Annotated in this window: 7 protein-coding genes and 5 pseudogenes; 6 read left to right on the top strand and 6 right to left on the bottom strand. The window is 58.8% G+C overall.

The window, feature by feature from the left end; genetic code table 11:
* Positions 1 to 448: 448 nt before the first annotated feature.
* Positions 449 to 1,186 (bottom strand): class I SAM-dependent methyltransferase, encoded by a 738-nt coding sequence (locus X726_RS147070; RefSeq protein WP_023671662.1) that lies wholly within the window; start codon positions 1,184 to 1,186, stop codon positions 449 to 451.
* Positions 1,187 to 1,378: 192 nt separating this feature from the next.
* A complete protein-coding gene (locus tag X726_RS147075; RefSeq protein ID WP_031215212.1) occupies positions 1,379 to 1,798 on the bottom strand; it encodes an SET domain-containing protein-lysine N-methyltransferase in 420 nt (139 codons plus the stop codon).
* 730 nt (positions 1,799 to 2,528) lie between these two features.
* Between X726_RS147075 and istB the strand changes: the two are divergent.
* Positions 2,529 to 3,367 (top strand): annotated as a pseudogene (gene istB, locus X726_RS1000000169405) (IS21-like element helper ATPase IstB).
* A 472-nt stretch (positions 3,368 to 3,839) separates the two neighbouring features.
* Here istB and X726_RS147085 read toward each other — a convergent pair.
* Entirely contained in the window at positions 3,840 to 5,012 is a 1,173-nt protein-coding gene (locus X726_RS147085) for an IS4 family transposase (protein ID WP_023671659.1), read from the bottom strand.
* 328 nt (positions 5,013 to 5,340) lie between these two features.
* On the opposite strand from X726_RS147085, the pseudogene X726_RS1000000170635 reads away from it, so the two are divergent.
* From X726_RS1000000170635 to X726_RS1000000171830, 5 genes and pseudogenes are all read left to right on the top strand, one after another.
* A pseudogene (locus X726_RS1000000170635) lies at positions 5,341 to 5,766 on the top strand (IS5/IS1182 family transposase); the annotation flags it as partial.
* 130 nt (positions 5,767 to 5,896) lie between these two features.
* Positions 5,897 to 6,915, top strand: a pseudogene (locus X726_RS01000000167235) (IS110 family transposase).
* 499 nt (positions 6,916 to 7,414) lie between these two features.
* Entirely contained in the window at positions 7,415 to 8,641 is a 1,227-nt protein-coding gene (locus X726_RS147090) for an acetyl-CoA carboxylase biotin carboxylase subunit family protein (protein WP_023671654.1), read from the top strand.
* Positions 8,642 to 9,111: 470 nt separating this feature from the next.
* The gene (locus tag X726_RS1000000171835; RefSeq protein ID WP_023671653.1) at positions 9,112 to 9,735 is read left to right on the top strand and encodes a transposase; all 624 of its coding nucleotides are present in this window, start codon (positions 9,112 to 9,114) and stop codon (positions 9,733 to 9,735) included.
* A gap of 146 nt (positions 9,736 to 9,881) precedes the next feature.
* A pseudogene (locus X726_RS1000000171830) lies at positions 9,882 to 10,013 on the top strand (IS110 family transposase); the annotation flags it as partial.
* Between the two features lie 100 nt (positions 10,014 to 10,113).
* Here X726_RS1000000171830 and X726_RS01000000167220 read toward each other — a convergent pair.
* The 3 genes and pseudogenes from X726_RS01000000167220 to X726_RS1000000170630 form a co-directional block, all read right to left on the bottom strand.
* Positions 10,114 to 11,068: pseudogene (locus X726_RS01000000167220) on the bottom strand (CapA family protein); the annotation flags it as partial.
* Positions 11,069 to 11,143: 75 nt separating this feature from the next.
* Positions 11,144 to 12,913 (bottom strand): CocE/NonD family hydrolase, encoded by a 1,770-nt coding sequence (locus tag X726_RS147095; RefSeq protein ID WP_023671650.1) that lies wholly within the window; start codon positions 12,911 to 12,913, stop codon positions 11,144 to 11,146.
* Between the two features lie 611 nt (positions 12,914 to 13,524).
* The gene (locus X726_RS1000000170630) at positions 13,525 to 13,875 is read right to left on the bottom strand and encodes a hypothetical protein (protein ID WP_156940691.1); all 351 of its coding nucleotides are present in this window, start codon (positions 13,873 to 13,875) and stop codon (positions 13,525 to 13,527) included.
* Positions 13,876 to 13,982: the final 107 nt, after the last annotated feature.

Below are 13,982 nucleotides of genomic sequence, written 5' to 3'. Positions count from 1 at the left end.
AAAACAGGCCGCATGAGGCCAGAAATGAAACTCCGGACTCTCCATTGAACTGGAGGGAACAAGGGTCCCAGGTCACTGCCGGTGCGCGTGCAGCTGGTCGAGCGGTCGAGCAGATTAAGGAGCTGGATCTCAAGCTGCGTATGCCGAGGGCAGTGTCCCGCGAGGGAATGGGACGGACTATATGCGGCCTTGTGAGACCCGATACAGCACGACCAGCTCCGGCTCGGCCAGTGCGGGCAGATCCTTGAAACCCTCAAGGGATACACTGCCAAGCTCTGCAAATTACACATCCTGATCCTAGATCAGGGCGGTCTTGCTCGCGCGACGACAAGTAGCGGTCAACATCGACGTATGGGCCTTCATGTAGCGGCCCAAAGTTGGGATCGGACCAAAAACCGCCCGAGGCTCTAGCTATCGGTGGGGTGAACGTTCAGAGGCAGGTGACCGACTACAAGCTGGTTCGGCGGTAAACTGAGATATGACCTTTCGACTCATTGGTAAACGCACTCCTCGCCCAATCTCCCCAACGCTCCGTTAGTCCTAGCCCAACGCACTCGGCCATGGTATCGAGCTCCTGGTGATAAACATACCGAACGCGTTGTGGTAAACGTGTGACCGATGCGCCAGAAAACCAGAGGATTGTTGAAATAAAGTGCTGGTTTATCGGATCGTGGAGCACCGCATTGACAAATGTATTCTCATGATCAACGAACATCGCAGTAGTTTTCTGGCCGCTGACAAAACCATCCAAGGATGGAACGCGCACTTCTATTACTACAACCCCGTTCTCTTTTAGCGCCTCCGCAGCCGATCGAAGGCAAGCTATTTGCTCTTCGCGCCTGGAGAGCAGGGTGAATGTGCCATAAACACAATAGACCAGATCGTAGCGGTGCTCTGAGCTGAAATCGGCAATGTCCCCCTTCCAGGCTTTGATCAGATCGGTACGCTTGGCGAGAAGTTCTAACATGCTGTCCGAATTGTCGATGCCTTCGACCTTGACCCCGCGCTCGCTCAACGGCACCGCCACGCGCCCATTGCCAACACCGAGCTCAAGAGCACACCCTCCTCTGGAAAGTCTCTCAAGAAAGGCAGAAGTTTCGTCTGCCTCCGCGACTTTACCTAATAAGTTGGTAAAACGCTCATATGTAGAAGCCACGCTCTCGTCATATGCAAAAGCGTCATACATGCTCGTTCTCCTGTATCTTTGTTTAAACGTCCTGTTTCGTCAGCCAGACATGACTCGTGTTTCATTATGTATTTTCGCCACGACTAGACTTCTCATTCGTTTCATTTACCTAGCGACGCAATATCGGTATCACAAGTGACATTGAGGCGAATTGGGCACATATCGCTCTGTCTCCGTTAATAATCTTCATCTTCACTCCACGAACTTGACGGATTCAGGATAGTCCGAGATGTTATTATAGGTCTGCGTTATTTCGTCGTCTACGTTTATGTCCTTAATTGCCTCAATGCTGGCCCATGCGCCGGATTCTTCATCCGCCCAAACCGTTTGTGCATTAGGTCTCAAAGAATGGTTCACTAACGAAGCCAGACCAAAAACAACATACCGGGCTATAGGGTCAATTTGGATATTTTTGTCGAGACGAACGAAGTAATATTCAAGTATCCCAGTACGATCTATAAGGCTTGCTTCACGATCATAGAATGACCATGTTGGAGCGCGCTCGATTAGATCTCCAGCCTTGAATGGGATATTGGCGAATAAGCCACGACCTTTTCCGGGAACTTTCTTGACATAAAGAGCATTGCTACGATCAAAGACCCTATCGACCATCGTGTCTGCCTTCTCAATGCTGAGCTTGGAGCATTTCCATGGAGGAGAGCGATCGTTAAGCTTCCGGCCGTGATTCACCAGCAATGCTGGCTTTAAAGAAGTCGACGCCGGGTGTTGATCGCGGCTCGCCTACGAGGCTCACTGTTCTCGCCGCAAACCTCCTCCTCCGCGGAGCTACTATTGAGGCCTAGTCCAAATCCAAGTACACTTCGCCACTACGCGTCCCATGGCCCGTGAGAACGGGCACCTCCTTGCGCTAAGGAACACATCGCAGGGAATCGGCAGGGCGCGTCTTCTAAAGGACGACATTCTAAAGATCCATTTCACAAGTTGTTCTCCGAAAGCGAATATAGCTTGTTATCAAGCTCGTCATACCTACCAATATGCGTGGGTAATGTTATCTGCCAACCCAGCCCTTACCGTACTCCAACCAACGCTGATGCCGAAGTACGGGAGTACATGACTGGCGGTTTGTCGACCGACGACGGTTCAAGCGTGCTTGATCGCTGGATCGATACCTTGCTGAAGCTGGCCGGCCAAATCTGCATCGCGGCCGGAAATACGAGCCAAGAGCGACCAGAGGCGCCAAACTACCTGGGTTATATGATGGGCCGCATTTGCCGGTTCACGTATCGTTTCCCAAGGTTTGGACCAGGTACTCGAATGAGGGTCTAAGGTCAGCGAACATGCCGCACCAATATAGGCGGCCCCCTTACGTCGCGCCTTAAGCATGAGCCGCAGGCCGACTGCGCCCGTTACGACAGCATCAGGAGGGGATAGGCGTCAGCACGAGCCACCGAGGATCGTCGGCGATCTCCTGTCGGCGGAGATTGCGGGAAGCAGGCGCGCTCCATCAAATACCAGCTGACCGTAGCCAAGCTGCCGCTCGCCAAGGAGATCGAGGATCTTCGATTTCTCCGACACGCCGGTCAACGAGGCCCTCGTCCGCGAGCTCGCCAACGGCACCTTCGTCGCCGACCAGCGCAATGCCGTGCTCATCGGTGGCACCGGAACCGGCAAGTCGCATCTGGCGATCGCCATCGCGCGTGCCTTGATCCACAACGGTTCACGCGGCCGCTTCTCAACGTCGTTCTCGTTAACCGGCTCGAGACGGAGCACCGAAACGGCAAGCAGGGACGTATCGCTGACTACCTCACCCGCCTCGACTTCGTCGTCCTCGACGAACTCGGCTATCTTCCCTTCGCGCAGGCCGGCGGGCAGCTTCTCTTCCATCTCTTCCGCCGGCTCTACGAGCGCACCTCCATCATCGCCATCACCAACCTGGCATTCGGCGAATGGCCCAGTGTCTTTGCCAGCGATGCCAAGATGACGACGGCGCTGCTCGACCGGCTCACCCATCATTGCGAGATCATCGAGACCGGAAACGAGTCCTGGCGCTTCAAGAACCGCGCCTGTCGGACCTCTACAGAAAACCGCCGAAACATCCGCGCTCGCCGGGCTGCGCAACCCCCGACCAGCTTCGCCCGGCGAGTGCCGCTCATCGCGCTTTGCAAGGGGGGCTCAATTTCGGACGCCGATCTGGAGTGCGCCCCTGAGGGTGGACAGTGATCACGCTGCTGTTTTGCCAACCTGCCGGATGTGTTGATCCTCGAACTGTTGCAGGCTTAGATAGCCGAGCGCCGAATGAGCCTGCGGTTGTTGTAGACGTCTTCAATGAAGCGAGGAAGGTGTTCAGTGACGTCCTCGAAGGTTTCGAAAGCCGTCGGGTAGACGGCTTCGACCTTAACTCGAGCGCGCGATGCCCATCAGTCGGCATCCTCAGCGACGGAGATGCCGCGGGGCCGGTAACGACGGATGTAGTCCCATAAGCGCTAACTTTACACCAAGACGACGCTTCTTGCAGCGGCGGATTGGCTTTTGCGCCGTCTTGGTGGGTCGCAGACGTGACGAATGATTTCAGTGACGCGGGTGAGGATTTTTCCCGGCCGCATCACCATCAGTATGGCGTTGAGGATTTCAGAACGCAGGAGACTATGCAGCCTCCAAAGAGACAGCGATTGCGCCGTGCGTGGTTTGGTCTTCACAGGGGGGAGAGTCGAGAACGTCGGTGACGGCCTCGTCGATCATCAGCGCCAGGATCAGGTGGGCCGTCAGCCAGCTNGGGAGAGTCGAGAACGTCGGTGACGGCCTCGTCGATCATCAGCGCCAGGATCAGGTGGGCCGTCAGCCAGCTTCGAGCGAGCCGCTCATCTCGCGCGGGAAGCTTATGGATGCCCATTCCGCTCTTGAGCCGCTTGAAGGCGAGTTCGACCTGCCAGCGCAACCGATAGGTCTGCAGAACCTCGTCGGCCGTCAATTCATGGGCCGGGACCGAGGTCAGCAGCATGACGAAGCCCGCGGCAATGAGGGTCATCGGCTGCAGCCTGTTGGAGCAGCGGCGCTGATTGCCCCGCTTTGCCGCCTTCTGGGCCTTTTGCGTGGCCTTCTCATCCTTGCGCTTGACGATGAGCCTTGTCGGCAAGGGCGGCTTGCCTCGTCCCTTGCGACCCGAATGCTCCACGAGCACGTTCATCTCGCAAACCTCACCAGGCTGCATGGGCTCATAGATGGCGTTCCAGTCGACCCGTTGCCCGTCGGGCGTGGTCAGCCGAACACTGGTCCAGCCCGTGCGCACGATGAAGTCGGCACCCGCCGACACCACCTTTTCAAGGGACGGAGCGCGGGCGTAGGCGCGATCGACAACAACAATGTCGCCTTGGCGTAGCGGAACACGCAAGAAGCTTTCACCCCCGCGCACGTCGCTGATCTCCAGATGCGTGAAGCGTGCGAGCGCCGGTTCGTAGGTGGCATGCAGCCGCCAGTCCGTGCCGGCACTGCCAGGGCGCGAGATCGAACTGCTATCGACAACGCGCAACCGGCGCCCCGTCGGCGCGGCGCTTTTGGCGCAAGCCTTTTGGAGCAAGGCGCCGGCAAGGTCGCCGAGCCAATCGGCGGCTGCGCGCAAGCGCTTCAAAAGAGCGACGTCGGAAAGGCTCGCAATCTCGTTCACCCCGGCCCAGGCGGCAGCAGTGCGCAGGCTCATCGCGCCGGGGCCATAGGCCAACGCCAAGCGCAGCAATGTCGCTGCGTCCGCAACATTGCGACGACGCACCAGCGCTCCCGTCGCCCGCGCCGTCGCATCAAGGTCAAGCGATTGCGACAGCCTCGATATCAGAGCCTGCCAGTCGGTTTCGATCGAATCATTCGTTCGCATCTGGCCGAGGAATCACATCTCGATTCCACCAGTCCACACTTAAGTTAACGCCTATGGGATGTAGTCCCTCTTCTCGGCGGCGGTGCGCTTTTCAGAGCCCCTTTAGAAACTCCAGTTCCAGAGCCTGCTTGCCAACGAGCCGCTCAATGGCCGGGATCCGGGCCTCGTATTCCTGTATAACGTCGGCGGCCTGCGCATCGTCATCCAAGGCTGCCTTCCTCATATTTGCGTACCAACGCGGATCAGGTTTCGGGTGACGTCGTGCCGTTTCGCCAACCCGTGAAGTGTCTCGCCTGACAGATATTCCTGCGCGACCTTCTACGACGGGTTTCGCGAGTTGGCGCGGCGCTTTCCGTTCCAGACCATCCACGACGTGGCGCTGATGCTGGACCGCGAGCGAGCCGGGCGCCACGCCAATCCCATGGGGGCGTGATCGACAGCCAGTCGGTCAAGGCTCGCAGGCGGAAACAGGACGGCGAGAAGATTGTCGGCCGCAAGCGCCACATCGCCGTCGATACGAATGGGCGGCTGTTGATGTCAACCTCACCCCCGCGACATCTCCGACAGTGCCCCGTGGTCGAGATCGTCCGCCGATCCGATGACAAGGAGAGCTTCGAAGGCTTGCCCCGCCGCTGGGTGGTCGAGCGAGCCTTCGGCTGGATGGCGCCGCCTCGTGCGCGACTACGAGAAGCGCATCGACGTTTGCAAATTCATCCGCAGAAACGCCCATCCCCGATTTTCAAAACATGGGTAATCGCGCGCGCGAGTCGCCCTGATGACCGGAAGCGGTCGCAAGATTGAAGAGCGGGTGGTTGTTTCCCGATAAGATGGAAGTACGGGCTCACGGCTGGATGCCGGGCCCAAGCATCGACCGGAGAACAACCATGTGTGAATATATCGGTCTCGACGTGTCGTTGAAAAGACGGGATTTCTGTGCGGCGTGGCGGCAAGCGGGTCTGGCGCGGCAAATGCCCCTCCGATCCGAGCCCGGTGGCGGAACTAAGCGGGCGGCAGGGGGCTGAGCGGGTGGTGTTCGAGACCGGTCCTTTGTCGGTGTGGTTCCATCACGCATTGCGCGCGGAAGGGCTTCCGGCGATCTGCATCGACGCCGGGCATGCCAAGACCGCGCTCGACATGGCGCCGAACGAAACGGACGCCAACGATGGCCGATGGCTTGGCGCATCTGGCCCAGGTCGGCTTCTATCGCGAGGTACGGGTAAAGGGCTATGACAGCATGCTGATCCGCACGCTGGTGGCCGCCCGGACCAGGCTGGTAAGGATCACCACCGAACTCTCAAACCAGATCCGCGGGCTCATGAAGACGTTCGGGCTGGTCGTTCCCTGAGCAAAGGCGGCAAGTTCGAATATAATATCCAGCGCCTGCTTGTCGGTCAGGGAGAGCTTGCGCGTATCATCCTGCCGGTTCTTGAGGCTTGGCGCAGCGTGCGCACCCGCGCCGCCGAGCTTGGACGGCAGCTTATCGCCAGCGCACGACAGAGCGAGGCCTGTCAGTTGCTGATGTCGATCCCAGGGGTTGGCGCGGTCACCGCAACCGCGTTCACGACCGCCATCGAGGACTTGGCGAACTTCAAGAAGTCGCGTTCGGTCGGCGCGTGGCTGGGACTGACCACTCGTCGCTACCAATCTGGCGAAGTCGATTATGACGGCCACATCTCCCGACGCGGCGACGCTCATCTGAGGGGACTGCTTTACTGAAGCAGCAACCGTGATCCTGACGCGCACCTATGCCGAAAGCGAGCTGCGCGCCTCGGGGGTGAAGCTGCGAGAGAGGATCGACTTCAAGCGTGCGGCCGTCGCCGTTGCGCGCAAGCTGGCCGTCATCATGCACTCTATGCTGAAATCCGGCGAGCTGTTTAAACGGGCAACCAGCGCCATGACCTGACACCGCAAGCTCACATGCGCCTGCCCCGAGGCGTGCCGAGGCGTCCCTGCCGGGACGTAGGGCGAGCCATTCCGCAGAGGCCGTTGCACCTTCGAGGCAATATGCCCCGAGCGTACGTTCCAAACCTTGGAAGGCTCACCCGCGAAGCCCCATCATGCGGCGACTTCATGTCGACCGCGAAGACGACACTGCTCCCAGCAAACGACCAACGACCCCCTCGACGTCCAAAAAAGACTTGCATTTTACGGCGCGACTAGACGACCGACTCTAACCCATTCAGCGTCCGATGAACATCCGCACCCACCGAATTCTTGAGACGCTCCGTGTCACACTTCCGGAACCAAAACGTTGCAACAGATCCTTCAAATAACTTTACGGGATCTTAGCGGTCACAGACTGCTGAGCATGGTACCTTCACCGCAAGGTCTGAGGAGGCACGCATGATGGGCGCCTGTCTACGCTCAGCCCGCCGAACAGCACGCGAGGGCAGCCGAGGCCAATGGCAAGGAAAGCGCTTATCCTGGTTGAATGCACGAGTAGCAATGGGCCGCTGTACCTGAAAGCGGCCCAGCGTCTTGGTCTTCATCCGATTGCCCTGTCGGCCGATCCAACTCGGTACGACTATCTTGCGGCGGAAGGCGTTGAGGCAATCCGGGTCGATACGGACAATCTTGATGCGCTGATCCGCGAATGTTCCTGGCTGGGCGCGAACTATGCCATTGCTGGCATTACGAGCCCCAATGAGTCAGTCTGTGCGACGGTTGGCAAGCTCTGTCGGCATTTCGATCTACCGGGACCGAACCCTGCATCCATCGACCGATGCTGCGACAAATTCACTCAACGTCGACTCCTCGCCCAGGCTGGCGTTCCAATACCTGCTTACCGCTTGGCCACGGATGCGACGGAAGTTGAAAGCACTGCCGCGGAGATCGGCCTGCCGGTGGTTGTTAAGCCAGCCGTAGGCAGCGGCAGCATCGGTGTCCGATTGTGCCGCACGACCGATGAGGTAGTCCAACACACGAACTATCTGTTGGGCGGACAGTTCATATGGCGGTCCGGTCTGAGGATACTGGTCGAAGAATTCGCACAAGGCCCCTTTTATGGTGCCGATATAATGGGAGATGAGGTGATCGCGATCTACGCCGCTGAGTTAGGCCCCCCCCCACATTTCGTATTTCGTGAGTGCACCTACCCAGCACTGCTGAGTGACGACGAGCACGAGCGTATCGCCGATATTTCGCTGAGCTGTTTGCGCGCTCTCGACCTTGGCTGGGGGCCAACGGGCATTGAACTTCGGTGGACGATGCGTGGCCCAGTCGTCATTGAAGTCAATCCGCGCCTTCATGCCGGGTCAACTCCCCAACTGGTTCATCTGGCTTACGGTGTTGATCTCATCTCTGCGCACATCAATCTTGCCATCGGCGAGGAATGGAATTTGCGCAAAAGACATTCGCGCACTGCAACCGCGCGGTTCCTGGTTCCTGATCGCGATGGCATACTAGATTGGATCGATGGCGGCAGCCGGGCGGCTGCCGTACCTGGCGTAGCCGAAGTCAAATTCTATGTTGAACCCAAGACCCAGATAGTCAAGAAAGGCGATTACCGAGACTCGATCGGACGTGTCATCGCCGCTTCGCCCACCCCTGCTCGGACCGCAGCGATACTTCAGCGTGCCATCGAGTTGATCGACTGGTCCATCACACCATTTCCGACACTTGGCGAATAGGAACAATCTGCGGGTTCGAGATGAATGCACGCTCGTCACCCAAAGGAAGATCTCGCTCACCGGCCTCGAAAACGGCGTTCAACGGATCGGAAGGGATCATGGCCTTGCCTATAAGAAAGAGGAGAAGACAGATGCATGGTGTTCTCAGCTGACAGGCGCTGCTGCAAGCATGCTAACCTCATTTAGATGACAAGCGCTCACTGGTGCACCTTTAGGCTGGCGATGCGAAGCGACCAAGTGGCGTAGCATGCGCCAGCCAGAGCATCTGCAGTGACGGCCAAGCGCGCTTGCCGGTCGACGGCCCGTATGAGACCTGCGCGGCAGGTGGCCGCGAGACCCCGACGGACCACCGGGTGAAGCGCCAGTGCTGGCCAGCCAGAGCGCCTGTCAGTGAGCGATTCGTACGATCTCCCAGCTCGGGTGAGCCTATCGCAATCCGAGGAGATCAGCATACGCCATTTCACGCAGGTTTGGACTGGGGCGGCGCAAGCCATGCCCTGTGCGTTATTGACGGCGCGGGCCAGGTCATCGTCCGTTTCGATGTCCGTCACGATGCGGCTGGGTTGGTCACATGGTCGCCCGGCTCAAGTGCGGCGGCCAAACTGCCCATCGCCATCGAGCAACCGTCGGGTCTGACCGTCGATACCTTGGTCGAGGCCGGGTATACCGTGGTCCCGATCCATCCGAACGTCGTCAAGGCCTGCAGGCCGCGCTACCGCGCCGCCGGTAGCAAAAGCGATCCGGCCGATGCCTTCATGTTGGCCGATATCTTGCGCACCGACGGACATCGTTTCCGGGCTATTGTGCCGGTCTTCGATGATTTCAGGGCGTTGCGCGCCCTGGCCCGCGGCCGCGACGACCTGGTTGGCCCAGCGTGTCGCATTGGCCAACCAGCTCCGCAATCTGCCCGAAGGCTTCTGGCCGGGGCAGGCGCCATTTTCGCCGCCATCGACAGCCCGATCGCGTGCGCCCCCGTCGGCCGCTATCCCATCCCCGACCGCGCCAGCCGCCTGGGCGAGAAACGCCTGGCCAGCTTCATGGCGCCCGGCTATCGCCTGCCAATCTCTTGGCCCGACTGCGAGCCGCCCCGATAGGGCTGGCCGGTAACGCCCAGGCCGACGCCAAAGATGAGCTCGCCGAAACATTGGTTGCCTTTCTCAAACGCCTCGTCTGCGAGATCGCCAAGCTGTCCTCGCACATCGAGCACGCCGTCGCCCAATTGCCCGACGGCGAGATCGTCATGTCCTTCCCGCGCGCAGGCCGCATCTGCGGCGCCGCCCAGATCCTCGCTGAGCTCGGCGACGTGCGCGAGGACCAACGTGCCGCCGAGGCCGGCGTCTGTCCGCTGCCCCACGCCTCCGGGGAAAGCCGAGGCGTTGTGTTCCGATGGGCCTGCAAGAACCTGAGATTGGCGCTCACCTGCTTTGCCAAGAACTCCCGTCTCGCCTCCGCTGAGCCAGGCCGTCACCCGCAAAGATGGGCCGGCCCCAATCGATCTCGATGCCCCGCAACTTGTGGGGTCCGTGTCCGACATAAGCGTCCGCTCCCGCATCAATCAGTCGCTGCGCAAAAGATTGTTCGTAATCAGGCGTCTCCTCGCTCCCATTCCCGGGCTGGTGACAATGATCTGTGACGATGCAGAAGTCGGAGAACCGCTTGCCCCGACGACGACCTGGGTTGGATCCTTTGGATGCTCGGGCCGTTCCGCCGAGGGCCCTGAGACTGCAGGCGGAGCTGATCGACCGCCCGGGCGGGAGTCGGGTAACGCATCGCGTATCTGCCTCAAGCTCTCGACTTCTCGGGCGGGACCACGATGCCTTGCGCCAAACGAAGGGCGTTGAGTCCGGGTCTGCCTGGCGCTTCCCCGGCGGGATCGCCCGCCCGAGACATAGGCGTGAACGATGTAGCAAGCGACAGCAAGGCCACGCGACCGCGTGCGGTTTCCAAAAAGCGAGCGGCGCCGGCTTGGGCGAGATTTTCACCCGCCCGTGCATGGATGATCCCGCTCTGATCGAGCACTTGGCTCGTCTCGCGCATGCCTTCAAGCCCCCAGTCAAGCGTATGGTTGTTTGCGCGACTCATTAGATTGAACCCCATCGCCTTCAAGTCAGGCCCGATCTCAGGCAGGCTGACGTGAAACGCACCGCCATACTCAGCCTGCGGACTTCCTTTGAAGGATCGGATATCAAAGATGTTCATTTCCATGTTGCCAAACGTGACATCTGCATCTTGAAGAATCTTGACGATCTCGCCGAAGCCGGATGATGTTGCCCTTTGGTCACCGCCCGCGACACGATGAGATCACCAACTGCTACCATCTTGAAGCCATCCGCCAACGTTCGTTGCAGTCGAGCCCAACACATCGTAGCCAGCACCCTGGCCCGCCCGATCATCATCGTGATGGGTTCCCATAGGTATCTGCTTCATCTCTTCTCCTTGCCGGATTGGCATTTGATGTTCACTGGCCAAGCCATAAGAGCGGCAGGCAGCGACGACTGCAGCTTATTGAATAGGCAGTCCGCCAGGGACAAACTCGTCGTCCTTGCGACTGGGCTGACCTCGAAGAGCGTCGCATGCCGGAGCGGGAGCTTGAGCCACCGCCCCCGGGACGATGGGAAGAAGTATTGTGGAAGGATACTTTGCCGAGTGGTAGATCCTGTTGATAGACTGGGCTCCGGCGGGCATGCTACCGAGGGTGATATGCGGAATGGGATTGGTCGCACCGATGGTTAGTTCAAGGCTGTGCCCTTGCCTGACGACGTGAGCGATGGGCGAAATCAACGACATCCGGAGTTGGTAGACTTCACCCGGCACAAGTTTCTCAGATTTTCGAAACGAATGCACCACCTCGTCAACATATGTGCGGTCTTCGTCGATCGCTCGGAGCGAAGCCCGCAGCAGGCCTGATTGAAGGAAGAGCACCGTGCCGTCGGGACCGACATCTTTCAATGTGAGTTGGACGTCGGCGTCGTCGCCATTATCGATGCTGAGATAAAGCGCGACTTCCGGATTTCCAAGCAACACCATATCCGAGGTGTCGGGGGCTGTTCGGTAATTGAGCACGCCGCTGGGATGAGGCCGAAGCTGGAATTGCTGATTGGTTCCGGGAGCGAGTTCTGCTCCGGCGGGGTACAGGTACGCGCGGGATCCCTCGTTGGGGCTTGCGCCCGGCTTCTCGGGCGAGATCTTTGCGTCGCCCGTAAGATAATAGGTGCGACGCTCCACTTTCGGGTCTGGCCACGTGTTGTGACAGGTCACCCACCCCTCTACCGCCTTCTTCGGACTTCCCTCGGGCTGCTGAATTTCCCAATAGACAGTAACGGGCGGCTCGTTTTCTACTCCGTTCTTGACCCCTTTCACCCAGCGATCAAGGAATTTCATTCGCTCCTTGTCTACAATGCCATAGCCGCGCGGCCCGGGTCCAAAGCTCCCATGATCACCGTTCATCAGCACAAGCTTCTTGTTCTCGACATGTTGCATGAAGTGCGTAAACACTCGGACGTTTGCCATTGCGGCGCCACCGTACTGCTCCTGCCAGGCTCCAATGATCATGCTGGGCACAGTGACTCTGCCCATAAGATCCTTGCTGACCAAAGTCTGAGAATCCCACCATTGATCCTTTAGTGGGTGCTTCCGGACCGCGTCAAAAAGAGAATTTTTGACTACCTGCCTATGGCTGCCACGAATCTTGGTGCATTCTGTGTCGCCCCGCTCGGTGCGCCATTCTACACCGGCATTTCTGCCAAACTGATTTCTAATCTGCCATTCTCCCTCTGCCAGCGGGAGAATTCCGCCCGGATAAAACTGAAACTCATAGCCGTCCCCGAACCCACTCGCGACGATCGCCCGCAAATGTGGAGGTCGCTCCGCCGCAACCCAAAACTGCGGCATCCCCGCCGATGAGTTGCCGACCATTCCGACATTGCCATCGCTCCAGGGCTGGCTGGCAATCCATTCTATCAATTCGGCACCATAAGGTCCGCCCTTGATCATTTGCTGTTCATGCCAAACGTCGATAACGCCTTCCGAGCACCCGGTTCCGGGTAGATTGGCGCCCACGAAGGCATACCCGGCATCAATGAATTCCTTCGCGACTTCGAAAGGAGTCGAGTTAGCTGCATATGGATCATAAAGGAAAACCGTCGGATAGCGACCCGACTTCTTCGGACGGTGTGAGATGTAAGCGAGGCGCGTTCCATCCTTCATACTCACGTAGGCGATATCGCGAATTACATCCGCCTCATTGAAATCTGCTGCTTCTGCCGTTCTCATGCTCACCTCTAATATTATGGAAAGAGCTTTATTCGCATTTGGCGCCAGGCGGCCATGCCCTCATGTTGCCGTGCTAAGCTCCACTGTGATCCCCAACCCGCATCACCGCGTTGTCTCTGGGCAACTTTATGACTCAATATGCGTGCTCAGCAGGCACGCTTTGCGCATATCAATGCTCTGTTGGCGCAGGAAATCTGCGTTTATCCCTTCTATGCGCAGTTGCGCGTTGCCTGTTTGTGAGAAGATATTTCAGGCGATCATGAATGGCCGCTTCCAACCGACTTGTTCTTCGATCTAGGTGTTTGCGGGTGAGTTGAAGGGTTGAAGGCCTAAGCCTTCTGAACGGGCGATCCAGATTTGAACACGTTCGGGTCGGGCATGTTGACGACGAATTCGACAATGCCAGGTCGCGCCCGACGCGCCTCCAAGTGCCCTGCTGGGACTTGCCAGTGATGAAGTCGATGCGGCTCTCGAAGCCGCAATGCTGGCCAAGCCGCGTCTGTGCATGCCGATAAAGCCGCTCGCATGGCGACCGTTGCATCGCCGTTTCCCGGCCAGATCGCAAACGCCTCGCAGCTTGGCAACGATGCTATACCGTTGAAAACACGCCATCATTTCCTCTTTCTGCGCGCCAAGGTGTTGTTGCCATGGCGGAAGCGCCGGTCTCTGACGGCCGGGCATCGCCGATTATCGAGGCATGGCTCAGCCGAATCGAGATGATGGCGTCCTCGCCGAGTTCCGTCTTCGCCGGCATTGGCATCGATGCGGGTAGAATAGAAGACAGGGTCTTGCATCTTGAGGGGCGAGGAGGTCAGCGCCTCAAGTTGCTTATGCTCTTTTTGAGTGCCGCCGATGAGGCGCACCGACGCCATGCCGTTTCCATAGCGATCGAGCGCGTTCTTAGCCGCCTCAAGCAGATATTGATCGTCGGCCAGACACAGATAGGCACACTCCAGCGTCATCGCCTGCTGCCGCTCTCTCGCGCACCTCGTCGGGGCGTTTAGATGAAGCTCGCCCGAGCGGTGCTTATCCGCGCGAGCGAAGGACCCCAGCTATGACGACACGGCCC

Source organism: Mesorhizobium sp. LSJC285A00 (assembly GCF_000503155.1).
GTDB lineage: Bacteria > Pseudomonadota > Alphaproteobacteria > Rhizobiales > Rhizobiaceae > Mesorhizobium.
The sequence above is the reverse complement of the archived record's forward strand: the minus strand, read 5'-3'. Positions and strand labels throughout refer to the sequence as shown.

Excerpts from the sequence above, each read along its gene's own strand:
- X726_RS147075 (WP_031215212.1), bottom strand. The coding sequence starts at position 1,798 with ATGGTCGATAGGGTCTTTGATCGTAGCAATGCTCTTTATGTCAAGAAA.
- X726_RS147095 (WP_023671650.1), bottom strand. The coding sequence starts at position 12,913 with ATGAGAACGGCAGAAGCAGCAGATTTCAATGAGGCGGATGTAATTCGC.
- X726_RS147070 (WP_023671662.1), bottom strand. The coding sequence starts at position 1,186 with ATGTATGACGCTTTTGCATATGACGAGAGCGTGGCTTCTACATATGAG.
- X726_RS147090 (WP_023671654.1), top strand. The coding sequence starts at position 7,415 with ATGGCAAGGAAAGCGCTTATCCTGGTTGAATGCACGAGTAGCAATGGG.
- X726_RS1000000170630 (WP_156940691.1), bottom strand. The coding sequence starts at position 13,875 with ATGACGCTGGAGTGTGCCTATCTGTGTCTGGCCGACGATCAATATCTG.